Raw genomic sequence first — 15,367 nt, 5'->3', positions numbered from 1 at the left:
ATGGCAACTTCAAGTATCACAAAGAATTTTGTCATTTCCGGCAAGGAACAGGTGGAGATGTTCATCAATGCGATTGAAGAATCTGCCAAGAACCGTCCTGTGCGTACTCCTGTGGCTGCAAGGCAGATCAAAGGGGAAGAGGAACTGAGAAAATTCATGAAAGAATGGGAGAAAGCGAATGCAGATCAATGATAAGTTTTTTTATATCAACATTCGTGATTATCTGGCATTAGGAAATGATGATAAAGCCGGAGAGCCAATGCTTGCCAGAGTGCTTTCCGGTTTTTCCTGTCCGAAGAATCAGGATGTGGCGAATTTTTTAAAGAAGAACGCGGTGGAATTTACCAAGAAGAGCCAGTCAGTTACATACCTTGTGTTTTCCGTGGAGAGCAAGGAACTTCTTGGATATTTTACCCTTGCATTAAAGCCTTTGTCAGTCAGGGGGGAAACGGTAAGCAAGACCACGAAAAGGAAACTGCTGCGTATCAGCGAACTGGACGAGAAATCAGATACATATACCATGTCAGCCTATCTGATTGCCCAGCTTGGGAAGAATTATACGAATGGCGCAAATAATAAGATTACTGGAAAAGAGCTTGTCGAACTGGCATGGACTGTGATAGAGGATGCACAATATATGCTTGGCGGCATAGTGACATTTTTAGAAGCTGAAAATGAGGAAAAGCTGTTATCATTTTACCGCGATAACCGTTTTTCGCAGTTTGATACCAGGCAGACTGCATCAGATACGGACGAGTCGCATGAGTTGGTACAGCTTTTAAGACTGCTCTGATGCGATTGCGCCGTGCTAAAAAGCATGGGTTTTAGCGAAAAAAGAGCAATTTGTCGAATTCCGTTTGTCGAAAGTCGAATTGGGTGGGGTAAATGGGGTAAAGAGGGGTAAAAGTCATCAAAGTATAACAGCGGCACAGGCGGCTATTTCCAATTGATGCCATAGGAATTTGGGTACTCGCAGGCAAAAATATGGAAGAATGGCTTAAAATCAAGGAATTTTGGGCGTATAGGGGAGAGGATACATTTTGCGGAAAATCATGGTAGTGGAGGATGACAGGAAGCTGAACCGTGCTGTATGTTATGCGTTGGAGAAGGAAGGGTATGGCGTGGTTTCTTCCTATTGTATAGAGGAAGCGAAGGCGGTCTGGCTGCAGGGCGGGGTGGAACTGATCCTTTTGGATGTGAACCTGCCGGACGGGGAAGGGTTTGTATTTTGCAAATGGGTCAAAGAGCAGGCGGCGGTCCCGGTCTTGTTCCTGACGGCGCGGGATCTGGAGGAGGATGCGCTGAATGGGTATGAGCTGGGGGCGGAGGATTATGTGACGAAGCCCTTTTCCATGAAAATCTTGCTGAAAAAGATTGATGTGATCCTGAAACGAAAAGGATTGGACGGGCATCAGTGCTTTGACGACGGATTTTTGAAGGTGGACTTTGAGGCGGCCAAAACCCGGGCAGGAGGGCAGGAGTGTGTGCTTACGCCTACGGAGTTCCGGCTGCTGAGGCAGTTTGTGACGAACCGGGGGAAGCTTCTGACCTATGAGGTCCTGCTGGAACGGTTGTGGGATGTGAACGGGCAGTTTGTGGACAAGCACACCCTGGCCGTGAACGTGAACCGGCTTCGGAGGAAGATCGAGGACGAGGAGCACAGGTATATTTCAAATGTATATGGGATGGGGTATCAATGGCTGGGTTGATCGTATTGACGGTATGCGCGCTGCTTCTGGCGGCGTTTTTGGGGCGGAAGCTGTATCTTCTGAAACAGGATGTCTACCGATTCGCAGATCAGTTGGAAAAGAGCCTGGACGGGATCATTTCCGGAAAGGAGCCTGGGGAGGACTGTGAGGATGAGGTTTGCGGGGATGTGGCCTGCGGGGATTGCGAGGATGAGGACACGCTGTGGGGGAAGATCTACGAAAAGCTGCGGCGGGCGGACCATATCTGGCAGAGGAAAGAGGAGGAAAGCCTGTCTGAAAAAAATAAAATGAAGGAACTGATCTCCGACATTTCCCACCAGACCAAAACACCGGTGGCCAATCTGAAATTGTGTATGGAGATCCTCCAGGATGAGCCCATGTCGGAGCGGGCGGAGGAATTTTTGAACAGCATGGAAGGGCAGATTGAAAAGCTGGATTTCCTGATCCAGGGCATGGTCAAGATCTCCCGGCTGGAAACAGGCGTGATCACGATCCGGGATCAGGAATCCGACCTGCGGGCGACCATCGGGCGGGCAGTAGCGGCTATTGTTCCCAAGGCGGAGGAGAAGCAGATCCGGCTGTATGTGGATTGTGACCGGGAGGTCCAAATCCGGCATGACGGGAAATGGACGGAGGAAGCGATCTTCAATCTTCTGGACAACGGAGTGAAATATACCGATGCCGGAGGCTCGATTCATATCGAAGTGAAGGCACAGGAAATGTTCACTCAGATCTGCATCCGGGATACCGGAAAGGGGATCGCGCCGGAACGTCAGGCGGAGATCTTTACCAGATTCTACCGGGAACCGGAGGTCCACGAGCAGGAAGGCATCGGGATCGGCCTGTACCTTGCCCGGAAGATCATTGAACTGCAGAAGGGGTATATCGAAGTCAAGTCAGAGGTGGGAGAGGGCGCGGAATTTCGGATTTATCTGCTGAATTCCTGACCCGGATAACCGGAAAAGCACAATGCGGGTGGAAATATTTCCAACCCACTTAACCATTCGAAAAAATCGTGCTGACGCACTCTTACGTCTGCTAACGCAGCCTCTTTTTGCTCATTAATAAGTGCGTGAGAATACAAAAAATCCGGCTGTTAAACCGGATTTTTTGTGATTTCGATCAGAATCTGTACAACATGCTCCATGGCCTCCACGGTGATATGCTCAAAGGGCCCGTGGAATCCCTCCCCTCCGGTGCCAAGGTTGGGGCAGGGAAGTCCCCGGAAGGAAAGCTCTGCGCCGTCAGTGCCTCCCCGGATGGCAGGAGATACCGGCGTGACCCCCACGGCCTTCATGGCTGCCCTTGCTTTTTCTACGATATAAAAATGCTCCTTCACCACTTCCAGCATATTCCGATAGTTGTGGGTTATGGAGAGAGCTACCGTGCCTTTCCCATATTTTTCATTGAATGAGGCTTCCAGTTCACGCAGAAAAGCAAGCCGCTTTTCAAAAATCTGCTGATCGTGATCCCGGACGATATACTGCAGCTTTGCGTGAGCTACATTTCCCTCCATGTCGGTCAGGTGGTAGAAGCCCTGTCGGTCCTCCGTATGCTCCGGAACTTCTTCGGGAGGAAGCATGCGGTGCAGCTCACAGGCAATGGAGCCCGCATTGACCATGATATCCTTGGCGCTTCCGGGATGGACGTTGACACCACGGATCTGGAACAGGGCAGCCGCGGCGTTAAAGTTCTCATAGGAGATCTCGCCCTCATAATCCCCGTCCACGGTATATGCGTAATCCGCCTGGAAGTGTTCCAGGTCAAAGGCTTCGAAGCCCCGTCCCACTTCCTCGTCCGGCGTGATCCCCACCCAGATGTCGCCGTGGGGAATCTGTTCCCGGACAATCTGCTCCACTGCGGTTATGATCTCCGCAGCTCCGGCCTTGTCATCCGCGCCCAGCAGGGTGGAGCCGTCCGTTACGATCAAAGTCTGCCCTTTCCGGGAAGCCAGTCTCGGAAAATCCGAAACCTTCAGCACAGCTCCGGTAGCCTGCAGTGTCACATCCTTCCCGTCATAATCCGGGATGAGCGTGGGATGTACATCCTTTCCGGAAAAATCCGGCGCGGTATCCATATGTGCGATAAAACCGATGGACTTCTTGTCTTCATAGCCCTCTGTGGCCGGGAGCAGGCCGTATACATAGCAGTGCTCATCGCATTTTACCCGGGAGAGCCCCAATTCTCTCAACTCGTCCGCCAGGGCGTGTCCAAGCTCAAACTGCCGGTCCGTGCTGGGGATCTGTTCCTGGCCGTCGCAGGACGTAGTCCAATAAGAGACGTATTTTAGAAATCTTTCTTCAACCTTCATAGTAACCTCCTGAAAAATGATAAAGTGATATATATATATATGCCTAAACCTGAAAGGTTTTTAGAGCCATATAGTTTTTGGAGAAATAATGAGTGCAGATGGCAGCTACATTTTCGGGATTTAACCTTTGCAGCATATTGATTCCTTCTACTTTTTTCGAATATCCAAGCCGGTTATTCTTAATCAGTTCATTGATTTTTCCATTATAGATCCGATTATTTTTATAAGCTTCATCTGCACAGGAATACTCCTGGTATGCATCCTTTAACAGATCACTCAATTTTAAATAGCTAGAATGTATGTATCCAAAATCCTCTAACTCTGTAACCGGATACTTCTCTGTAAGAACCTGCTTTATAATGTATTTTCGAAATGTCATGGCAAAATATAAATTCATTTCATGCAATACACTTTTATGTTCAACAGCAAAAGTATGATCCCAGTCGGCAAGAAACCAGGATTCGATCTCCGGTAACGCATAAAGAAAAAATACCGGCATTTCCTGATTTTGCAGAAGCTCCCTTATGTTCGCTGTTATTTTCTGCTTTCGAGCTTCAATCTCCGCATAATCCCGCCCTGTCTTTGAAGGCAGGAAAAACTGGTCGTCCATGTCATCTTCGATCAGAATTCCATGATATTTTTGGAATGCCTCTTTATGATTACGTATATCGTCATAAATCCATTTGATCAAATCGGCGCCTGTTTTTCCGTCAACCTTAAAATGAGTACGTGCCTTTCCCTTTTTTCCAATATTTTTCTGCGGAAAGCGCTGCCGATAATCAAAAGTGTTGTTTATCTTTTCTAAAAAGTGTGTCATATATCCGCACTCTGTCCAGCCGCCTGTGATATAGCAGGCAATTTGAGGCTTCACCACGGCCATCCTCCTATCGACGGATCATTTACACGATACAGATCCCCCAATTCCCAATCCTCCAGTTCCTGAGCCATCTGTGCATGATCCAGCTTCCTTACGATAATTTCCTCCCTCGGATCGAAAACGAAAACATTGACGTCCCCTCTTTTAAATCCTTCGGTAAACGTATCCAAAAAATCAGGCGAATGAGTACTGATAAAGCATTGTTTAAAATTGTCTGACTGCTGGATCCACCGGCCTATGATCTGCTGCCAGGCGGGATGAATATTCATCTCCGGCTCATCAATGGCAAGCATGGCAAGTCCGTCATTGATGGGAATCTGAATCAGCATAGTCAGCAAAAATGCCTTGATCGTTCCATCTGAGAGATCCTCCAGACTGAACTGCCGGCCGTCATAACGGATTTTAAAAACCAGTTTATTAAATTCTGCCATTACATCGGCCAGTTCTAAAGAGGGCATTAATTCTTTCAGCTTTTCCAGATAAGTAAAAATATGGCTGATATCCTTATTTTTATAGTAATTTACTACATTTACAAAATTTGAGCCATCCTTTGCTAATATTCTCCCGTCCATCTGTATGCCCTGCGGTTCTCTGATTTTTACTAAATCGAATTGAGAACTGGAATAAAAGTAATATTTTCCAAAATATTCCTGTAATTTCTGGATCAGGCCGACCTGCCTGTCAGATGCCTCATAAATTTCTTTGTTTTCCAGACGAATCTTGTCGAATTGTCTCAAAACAGTGTCATTGTACGGAATACGGAATGAAATCCTCCTGTTTGCTTCTCCAGGATTTACGGCCTGTGAAATGTATCCCTCACCTTGTTTTTCATGGCATGTAAAATAATTAAAGGGGTGCTTTTCTCTTTTATTCCGATAGCGGTCATCCAGCTTCTCTCTTGTAATAAAAAAATCCTTCATTTCATTGCCGGTATGAAAATCGAATGTATAACTGACTTTTTTCGATCCCGTCAGATCAATATTCCATTTCATGCAGATAGATTTGGTCGGATCATCAGAGTATTTATTGAATAGATCTCCCATTCCGAGCTTACTGATCATAGTCTGAAAAGCGGAGTCACCGATCAGGCTGCCTGAGCAATTCATCATATCCGCGCAAAAAGATAAGGCTTTGATAAAATTTGTTTTTCCTGAATTGTTCGGACCGATCAATATATTGATCCTGCTGAATTTTAAATCCGATACATTCACATTTCTGAAATTTGTACAGCTAAATGATTTGATCATGACATCCTCCTGATTGAATTTTGCGCTCACCCTTGACTTATAGTATACGCAATTAGAATTTAAAAATCAACCTAAGGATCTGTCAAAAACGAAACGAGATTAGAGCTTTGATAGATTGCAAAAATATAATAAAACAAACAAATATATAATACATTTCGCTCCTCTCTCTATAAAATATAGAAAAATGACAACATTTCAGAACGAGAGGAGAACCAACATGCTGAACATTACGCATATAACCTGCGAACATCAGACCCATCCGCTGGCGATTGAAACTCCGAATCCCCGCTTTTCCTGGGAGCTCTGCTCCGATGAGCCGGGCGTGTTTCAGACGGCATGCCGGATCACGGTATCCGAAAAAAACGGCCGTGAGGTATGGGACAGCGGACGCACGGAGACCGGCAATACGCTGGATATGGAATATACGGGGGAGGACTTAAAGCCTGCCGCACGCTACGTTTACAGGATTCAGGTATGGGATGACCGAGGCAATTCCTGCACAGGTGAAGAACAGATTTTTGAGACCGCATACCTGAACAAAGAGGGCTGGAAGGCAACGTGGATCGAGCCGGAGCCTTTGCCCCAGCTTCCGGAAAATCCGCTCATCAAAGCGCAGGAAATGTGGACGGAAAGCCTGACGGCGATGATGAAAGGGGAGCAGCCGTTATACTATACAGACGACCAGATCTGGGAAACGCTGCCCACGGAACCCTACGACCCGCCGGTACGGTTCCGCAGAGTATTTGAACTGGAACAAAAGCCGGAATACGCCAAAATCTTCGTTACGGCGCATGGGATCTACAGCCTTTCCATCAACGGGAGGAAGGTGCCGGGAACCCTTCTGGCGCCGGGCTTTACCACCTATGACAAACGTCTGAGATATCAGGCGTATGAGGTGACAAAATATCTGCAGGCGGGAAAAAATGCATTGGCAATTACCGTGGCGGACGGCTGGTATAAGGGAAAGATCGCTCTGGGAAAAGGCTGTGAATACGGGGAAATCCCAGGACTCCTGATGCAGCTGGAGCTCTGGAATCCGGACGGTACGAGAGGGCAGCTCTGCTCGGATGCGGCATTTGCCTTTTCCTATGACGGACCCATCCGGTATGCAGATCTGTTTCTTGGAGAATGCGTGGACGCGCGGAGAGATGACGGGGATCCGTCGGCGGTTTCTTTCCGGGCGGAGAACTGGAAGCCGGTGATCCTCAAGGAAAAACAGTCAAACACGATATCAAAAGAAACAGCACAGGAGGAATCAGCACAAGAAGAATCGGCGCAAAAAGAATCGGTACAGAAAGAAACAGCGCAGAAAGAAGCGCGGGATGAGAAAGAGATTGCAGTTCTGACCGCCCAGAACGCGCCGCAGATCGAAGTGTATGCAGAACTTCCGGCAAAGCAGATCTTCGTCACGCCCAATGGTGAGACGGTGGTGGATTTCGGGCAGAACATGGCAGGCACGATCCGGGTGGAGGTCTGTGCGGAGGCAGGCGAAGAGATCGCCTTTGACCACGGGGAGGTTTTGGATCAGAACGGCAATTTTACCTATGCATTTACGGGAACCGCCCGTGCCCAGCGGGACGTGTATATCAGTGCGGGCAGGCCGAAAGAGGTCTTTGAACCGGAATTTACCTATCACGGATTCCGCTATGTCCGGGTCACCGGAGGAGGGGACTGGAAGCCGGAGCAGTTCACGGCAAAGGCACTCAGCAGCGCCAATCCGGTCACCGGAAGCTTTCGCTGTTCGGATGAAAAATTAAACCGGCTTCAGAGCAACATCTGCTGGAGCCAGCGCTCCAACACCATCGGGACGCCCACGGACTGTCCCACCAGGGAAAAAGCAGGATGGACAGGAGACGTGGTGGTATACGGCGCGACGGCCCTTTATAATCAGGAAATGACGGCGTTTTTCGAGGACTGGCTGGAAAGCATCCGGATCGAGCAGAATCCCCAGGGGCATGTGATGAACACGGTTCCCCTGATCAAAAACTATGTGCAGCAGACCATGGCAGGCTCTCTTGGCTGGGGCGATGTGATCCTGACGCTGCCGTTGCAGCTCTATCGGGCTTACGGAAACCGGAAGGTGCTGGAGGAAAATTACGGGGCAATGGAGCGATGGGTCCAGGCCATGCAGAAGGTGGCAGAAGAGCTTCCGGAGACCGCGGCCGGGCTTACGGGCCGGAGTCTGGAAAACCAGCATTACCTGATCAACACAGGCTTTCATTTTGGAGACTGGCTTGTGCCCAGCGTGAAAAACGAGGCAGGCTTTTCCGACGGTCCGGCTTCCTCCTTTCTGACCATGCAGACGGTAGACACGGCGCTGCTCGCGGCCGACGCAGACATGCTCTCCGAGGTATCCGAGCTTCTGGGAAGATCAGAAAAAGCGGAAGCTTACCGGCGGTATGCCGCAAGAGTGCGGGAAGCATTTTACGAAGAACTGTGTGATGAAAACGGAACACTGACGCAGGAAATGCAGGGAAATTATATTCTGGCATTGAAGCACCATATGGTGCCGGAAGCATTGGAGACAAAACTGGCGGAACGTCTGGCAGAGCTGATCAGACAAAATGAGAACCGTCCGGATACCGGGTTCATGTCGGTGGCGCATATACTGGATGTACTCTGCGACTATGGCTACCGGGACCTGGCCTGGAAGGTGCTCAACCAGAATGGCTGTCCGGGGTGGATCTACGAGGTGGAGCACGGGGCGACCACCATGTGGGAAAACTGGGACGCAGTCCGTCCGGACGGACAGGTGGACGGCTGTTCCTTTAACCATTACGCATTCGGCTGTGTGGGAGATTTCCTGTACCGGAGGGTGCTGGGAATCGCAAACGCGGGCATCGGATATGACAGGATCCGTCTGGAGCCGGGCTGTGACTTCGGGCTGGAATGGGCGGAAGGAAGCTTTCACAGTGTCTGCGGGGAGATCCGTCTGAGATGGGAAAAGACAAAGGACGGGATTCTGGTCAGCGGGACCGTTCCGGCGAATACGGAAGCAGTTCTTGTGATGCCGGACAAAACGGAGAAAAAGCTGGAGAGCGGGAGCTTTGAATTTATTTCTACGGATGTGATCAGAAAACAGGAAAGATAGAACAAAAATATAAATAAACGAACAAATATAAAATACGTATTATTTATCCTTTTATAAAATATGCTAAAACAAGCAAATCAGGCAAATGAAAAGGAGGAACATTCAATGTATGAAAAGCTGTTTGCGCCGATCAAGATCCGCGGTATGGAGCTGAAAAGCCGTATTGTGCTTCCGGCAATGGGAACAAAATTTTCCGGAAAGACGAGTTTTGTAACAGACCAGCTGATCGATTATCATGTGGCAAGGGTAAAAGGCGGCAGTACGTTGAATATCGTAGAGGTATCCAGCGTACATACTCCCAGCGCGCCGAGAGGATTTTTGTCGATTTCAGAGGATGAATATATCCCTGGGCTGAAGCGTCTGGCGGATGCCATTCATGAAGCCGGAGGAAAGGCCGGAATCCAGCTCTGGCAGGGCAGTATCTGTGTGGGGATGGACCAGACGGCACAGATTCTGGTAGCAAGCGATATGCCCGTAGGACCCGGGATGACTCTGCCGGGAATCAGCAGGGAGCAGATTCAGGAAATTGTTCACTGCTATGGAGAGGCGGCGCGCAGGGCGGCGGAAGCTGGGTTCGACTGTATCGAATTTCACTGCGCCCACAATTATCTGCCCCATTCCTTCCTGTCAGGCGGAATCAACCACCGCACCGACGAATATGGCGGCAGCCTGGAAAACCGGGCGCGTTTTCCGCTGGAGGCGATCCGTGCGATGCGCGCAAAGCTTCCCGAGGAAATGCCGATCTTTATGCGTGTGGACGCGCAGGACGATTATCTGGAAGGCGGACTGACTATCGAGGAAGTGATCGAGTTCTGTAAGATGGCAAAGGAAGCCGGAGTAGATGTGCTGGATGTTTCAAGGGGAAATGTGATCTCCGCAGGCAATAAGTACGAAGTGCCGCCGATCGACCTTCCGAGGGGCTTTAATATCGAAAATGCGGCGCGCATCCGGAAAGAGACCGGAATGTTGACAATTGGTGTCGGACGTCTGAATGAGCCGGGGATTGCAGAGCGTGTTCTGGAAGAGGGCCAGGTGGATCTGGTGGTCATGGGGCGTGCACAGCTTACGGATCCGGAATTTGTGAATAAGGTGCGGGAAGGAAAAACAGAAGACATCGATTACTGTGTGGGCTGCGACCAGGGATGCCTGGACGGATTTGCAGACACAGACTGTCCGCATATCACCTGCCTGAGGAATCCGGCGGTGGGACGGGAAAAGGAATGTGCCATTGTAAAAACAGATCAACCGGAGACCGTGCTGATCGCGGGCGGAGGAATCGCCGGGCTGGAAGCTGCTGTCATATTGAAGCAGCGCGGGCATCAGCCGATCCTCTGCGAGTCTTCCGATCGGCTTGGCGGTCAGTTTTTGACCGCAGGTATGGCGCCGCGGAAAGCGGAGATGAAGCAGGCAGTGGAGGCTATGGGCGAAAAGGCCCGGAGGCTGGGCGTGGATATCCGCCTGAATACCACGGTCACAAAAGAACTGATTGAAGATATCAGGCCCCATACGGTATTCAATGCGATCGGAGCAGTGCCGCTGATCCCGCGTATCCCGGGAGCAGACAAAGCATTTGTATCCAATTCCCATGATGTATTGAATGGAAAGATTACACCGGAAGGCAATGTGGTTGTGATCGGCGGAGGACTGGTGGGCATGGAAGTGTCCGAGTACCTGGCCGAAAAAGGTTGTAAGGTGACCACATTGGAAATGCTCAAAGAAATTTGTATTGATATGGGCTCCGCAAGGAAGAGCTGTGTGCTGGAAAGCGTATATGCGGCCGGAATCGTTCCGGTGACCGAGGTGACAGTGACCGCGATCGAGGACGGAAAAGTTATCGGACAGAAAGACGGGGAAAAGGTAGAGTATCCCTGCGACCATGCGGTTCTGGCAATCGGTTCCAGATCCAGGGATGGAAGTGACCTGGAAAGCGGCGCACGTTCCGTCGGCGCAGGCTACATGGTGATCGGGGATGCCGGAATGGCGCGGCGTGCGTTAAATGCCACCAGAGAGGCAATGGATGCTGCCCTGACCTTTGACGATCCGCAGGTGCATGCGGATGTGACAAAACCGAAAAAAGTGGTTCTTGTAACCGGTGCGACCGGGATCATGGGACAGGAAACGATGAAGCAGCTTCTTTCCAGGAGCAATCGTTTTCAGGTGCGGGCACTTGCCAGGCCGTCCGAGAAGAACAAAGCGCTGATGAAGAAATATGCCTGCCCGTCTCTGGAAGTCCTTTGGGGAGATATGGCGGATTATGATACGGTGAAACGAGGCGTAGACGGAGCGGATTATGTACTGCATATCGGGGCCATGGTATCCCCGGCGGCCGACCAGTATCCGGAGAAAACGCTGTATACGAATATCGGCTCTACGCTGAATATCATCAAGGCGATCAAAGAACAGCCGGATCCGGATAAGGTGCATTTTGCATATGTGGGGACAGTGGCAATGACCGGAGGACGTACGGACCCGATCCACTGGGGAAGAGTGGGAGATCCCATCAATCCGTCCATCTTTGATTATTATGCGCTGTCGAAGGTCTATTCCGAAATGGCAGTATTTGAATCCGGACTGAAACACTGGGTATCCATCCGGCAGACCGGGCAGCATCCCAGCGCAGAGGGCGCGGGGGAGGAGCCGATCATCTTCCATCAGCCGCCCAACAACGTACTGGAATGGAGCACGTCCATCGAGTCCGGGATCTGTATGGCAAATCTCTGTGAAGACTGGGTTCCGGAGTCCTTCTGGAGAAAAGGCTACAACTTAAGCAGCGGCGCCGGATACCGTACTGCAACCTGGGAGCTGATGGACATCAATCTGAGTGCGTTCGGTATTACACTAAAGGATCTGTTTGATTCCAATATGATGGCGCAGTACAATTTCCACGGTCATTATTTTTCTGATGCGGATCAGCTTGATGAGATCCTTCATTTCCGCTGCATCCCGGCGGAGCAGTACTGGGGCGGTGTGAGAGACGAGATGCGCAGGATGGCGTCTAACCCGATGATCGCGGCCATGTTCCCGACGGCAGAACAGATGAAGGCACATAATATAGAGATCGGCCACAAGCGCATGGGCACCTACTGGATGTTTGAAAATAACGAAGAAAACTGGATCAGGGCATTCTTTGGTTCCAGGGAAAAACAGCAGCAGATCAAGGGATGGGACGAATATGAACTGTATCATCCGAGTGAAGAGGTGACGTATCTGAATCACGGATATGATGAAGAGAAGGGGATTGAGAACCTGACCCTGGAAGATCTGAAAAAAGCAGCCGAATACCGGGGCGGGGAGTGTCTGGCGGAATCCGTGCCGGATATCTATACACCGATCCGGTGGAAATGTGCGGACGGGCATGAATTTATGATGTCGGTCAATGCGGTTCTGCAGGGCGGACACTGGTGCCCGCAGTGTCTGGCGCATGAATGGAGATACGGAGAGATTGCAAAGAAAAATCCATTCTATGCGCAGGTATGGTTCCCGATTCATGGGGAAAATGATGATTATGTGATTCCGATGGAATTCAGCGGATATGAGATTTCGAAGGAATTGAAAGAAAAATTGGGGCTGTAAGACTGCAGGGCAGGGAATGGAATGGAGCTCTCTGTCATAAGAAGGAGGCTGTCGGAAAATGAATGGTTTCCGGCAGTCTCTTTTCTTATGTGAAAAAAATTCTGGCTGTACAGTTAGAAAATCGAAGTGATTTTAAAAAGTGATAACAAAAATATAATATTGCGAACAAAAATAAAATATTTTTTGCCTCGGATTCCTTAGAATACAGGTATCAAGACAGACAACCGTGCACAAGCACGATCTAAGAAAGGAAGAGACTTCATGAACAAGGAAAAAATCAGGCATCTCATTTCACAAATGACACTGGAGGAAAAAGCGGGACTCTGCTCCGGGGCAGACTTTTGGAGCACGAAGGGCGTGGAACGTCTGGGGATTCCCGCCGTGTCCGTCTCCGACGGCCCTCACGGACTGCGCAAGCAGAGCGGCGAGGCGGACCACCTGGGGCTCAATGAGAGCATCCGGGCAGTCTGCTTCCCGGCAGGCTGCGCCGTAGCGGCAAGCTTCGACCGGGAGCTGGCGAAAACACTGGGAGAGACCCTGGGAGAAGAGTGTCAGGCGGAGGACATCAGCACCATCCTGGGGCCGGCCATGAACATCAAGCGCTCCCCCCTGTGCGGACGGAATTTTGAGTATTATTCCGAGGATCCGCTTTTATCTGCTGAGCTGGGCGCTGCTTATGTAAAGGGCGTTCAGAGCAAAAACGTAGGAACCAGCCCCAAACATTTTATGGCAAACAACCAGGAATACCACCGGATGACCAGCGATTCCCGGATGGATGAGCGGACCATGCGGGAAATCTATCTGGCGTCCTTTGAGGGCATGGTGAAACAGGCCCGGCCATGGACCATCATGAATTCCTATAATAAGCTGAACGGAACCTATCTCTGTGAAAACAAAGAGATCCTGACTGACATCCTACGGAAGGAATGGGGCTTCGACGGCTATGTGATGACGGACTGGGGCGCTATGAACAACCGGGTCGAGGCTTTGCAGGCAGGCTGCAATCTGGAAATGCCCTCATCCGGCGGAGCCACCGACGCGGAGATCGCGGCGGCAGTCCGGGAAGGAACCCTTTCGGAGGAGCTGCTGGATGACTCCTGTGAAGAGCTTTTGAACATCATGTTCCGCTATGTGGAAAACAGAGATCCTTCTGCCCGGCTGGATCTGGAAAAGGATCATGAGACAGCAAGAAGGATTGCGGAGGAATGCATCGTGCTCCTGAAAAATGAGGAACAACTCCTGCCGTTATCCCCGAAAACAAAGACCGCCTTTATCGGTAAATATGCGGCGGCTCCCAGATACCAGGGCGGCGGCAGCTCCCACATCAACAGCTTCCGGGTGGAATCCGCGCTGGAGCAGGCAGAAAACTTTGCAGATGTGGTCTATGCGCAGGGCTATGATGACGCGGCAGATGTCACGGATGAAGCCTTGCTCTCGGAAGCGGTGGAGGCGGCGAAGCATGCAAAAGCCGCGGTGATCTTTGCCGGACTGCCGGATGACTTTGAATCCGAAGGGTATGACAGGAAACATCTCCGGATGCCGGACTGCCAGAACCGCCTCATTGAGGCTGTGGCAGAGGTCCAGCCCAATGTAGCGGTGGTCCTGCACAATGGCGCCCCCGTGGAAATGCCCTGGCTTTCGAAGGTAAAAGCAGTCCTGGAGGTCTATCTCGGAGGCCAGGCCGTAGGCAGCGCCGCGGCAAATGTCCTGTACGGAAAGGTGAATCCCGGAGGACGTCTTCCGGAGACCTTCCCGCTGCGTCTGCAGGATACGCCCTGCTTCCTGACATACGGAGGGGAAAACGACCGGTCCGAATACCGGGAAGGCGTATTCGCAGGCTATCGGTACTATACCTCCAAGGAGATGCCGGTGCTCTTCCCATTTGGATACGGACTGTCCTACACCACATTTGACTATCAGAATCTGCATGTGGAAAAGGACAGCATCAAAGAATCCGAGGGGCTGAAGGTTACGGTGGATGTGACAAACAAGGGAGACCGGGCCGGAAAAGAAGTGGTGCAGCTCTATGTATCCCCGAAAGACAGCAAAGCGATCCGTCCGGTCAGAGAGCTCCGCGGGTTTGAAAAGATCGAACTGCAGCCGGGAGAGACGAAAACGGTCAGCTTTACACTGGACAGCCGGGCATTTTCGTACTGGAATACAGAGATCCATGATTGGTATGCAGAGTCCGGGGATTATGAGATCCAGATCGGGAAGTCCGCCCATGAGATCCTGCTGCGCGAGGCGGTGCATGTAGAGTCGGAAAAGGCGATCCCCAAGACCTTCCATCTCAACTCCACTCTGGGCGAGATCCTGGCGGATCCGAAGGGGAAAATGATCATGGAGCAGGCTATGGGCGGCGCCATGGGGGCCGGTGCGGCGGAGATGGCAAAGAGCGCGGACAAGGATGACGCAATCAATGCGGAAATGATGGCGGCGATGATGGAGGCTATGCCGCTGAGACAGCTATTGAGCTTTGTGCCGGGGGTGACGAAGGAATCACTGGAACAGCTGGTGGCGGCATTGAACGCCTGAAAAACAGAAAAAGGAGAGAGAAAA

At 50.8% G+C, this 15,367-nt stretch carries 10 protein-coding genes; 7 read left to right on the top strand and 3 right to left on the bottom strand.

What is annotated here, in order from left to right; all coding sequences use genetic code 11:
• From ACTOY7_RS17630 to ACTOY7_RS17615, 4 genes are all read left to right on the top strand, one after another.
• The coding region (locus ACTOY7_RS17630; protein ID WP_160282854.1) for a hypothetical protein at window positions 1-192 on the top strand (192 nt) is incomplete at its 5' end.
• A complete protein-coding gene (locus tag ACTOY7_RS17625) occupies window positions 179-793 on the top strand; it encodes a GNAT family acetyltransferase (protein WP_482672288.1) in 615 nt (204 codons plus the stop codon). The genes ACTOY7_RS17630 and ACTOY7_RS17625, both read left to right, overlap by 14 nt.
• 247 nt (window positions 794-1,040) lie before the next feature.
• Complete coding sequence (locus tag ACTOY7_RS17620; protein ID WP_160282856.1) at window positions 1,041-1,709, top strand: response regulator transcription factor; 669 nt, start codon at window positions 1,041-1,043, stop codon at window positions 1,707-1,709.
• The gene (locus ACTOY7_RS17615; RefSeq protein ID WP_300886493.1) at window positions 1,697-2,656 is read left to right on the top strand and encodes a sensor histidine kinase; all 960 of its coding nucleotides are present in this window, start codon (window positions 1,697-1,699) and stop codon (window positions 2,654-2,656) included. Before ACTOY7_RS17620 ends, ACTOY7_RS17615 begins: the two co-directional genes overlap by 13 nt.
• A 149-nt stretch (window positions 2,657-2,805) precedes the next feature.
• On the opposite strand, the gene pepT is transcribed toward ACTOY7_RS17615, so the two are convergent.
• Genes pepT through ACTOY7_RS17600 form a run of 3 tightly spaced genes read right to left on the bottom strand, consistent with a single transcriptional unit; the run spans window position 2,806 to window position 6,144 of the window.
• Window positions 2,806-4,020: a peptidase T gene (pepT, locus tag ACTOY7_RS17610; protein WP_482672289.1), complete on the bottom strand. Its 1,215-nt coding sequence runs from the start codon at window positions 4,018-4,020 to the stop codon at window positions 2,806-2,808.
• Window positions 4,021-4,063: 43 nt separating this feature from the next.
• Complete coding sequence (locus ACTOY7_RS17605; RefSeq protein ID WP_160282858.1) at window positions 4,064-4,894, bottom strand: hypothetical protein; 831 nt, start codon at window positions 4,892-4,894, stop codon at window positions 4,064-4,066.
• A complete protein-coding gene (locus ACTOY7_RS17600; RefSeq protein WP_160282859.1) occupies window positions 4,888-6,144 on the bottom strand; it encodes an AAA family ATPase in 1,257 nt (418 codons plus the stop codon). Before ACTOY7_RS17600 ends, ACTOY7_RS17605 begins: the two co-directional genes overlap by 7 nt.
• 217 nt (window positions 6,145-6,361) lie before the next feature.
• Here ACTOY7_RS17600 and ACTOY7_RS17595 point away from each other — a divergent pair, with 217 nt between their 5' ends.
• From ACTOY7_RS17595 to ACTOY7_RS17585, 3 genes are all read left to right on the top strand, one after another.
• A complete protein-coding gene (locus ACTOY7_RS17595) occupies window positions 6,362-9,235 on the top strand; it encodes a family 78 glycoside hydrolase catalytic domain (protein ID WP_482671089.1) in 2,874 nt (957 codons plus the stop codon).
• Between the two features lie 105 nt (window positions 9,236-9,340).
• Window positions 9,341-12,808, top strand: a complete 3,468-nt coding sequence (baiCD, locus tag ACTOY7_RS17590) for a bile acid Fe-S flavoenzyme BaiCD (protein ID WP_482671090.1) — start codon at window positions 9,341-9,343, stop codon at window positions 12,806-12,808.
• Between the two features lie 261 nt (window positions 12,809-13,069).
• Window positions 13,070-15,343 carry a glycoside hydrolase family 3 C-terminal domain-containing protein gene (locus ACTOY7_RS17585; protein WP_394682620.1) on the top strand — a complete coding sequence of 758 codons (2,274 nt, stop codon included), beginning with the start codon at window positions 13,070-13,072 and terminating at the stop codon, window positions 15,341-15,343.
• Window positions 15,344-15,367 lie beyond the last annotated feature (24 nt).

This window comes from Schaedlerella sp., from assembly GCF_056796775.1.
This window is presented reverse-complemented; position numbering and strand designations above follow the sequence as displayed.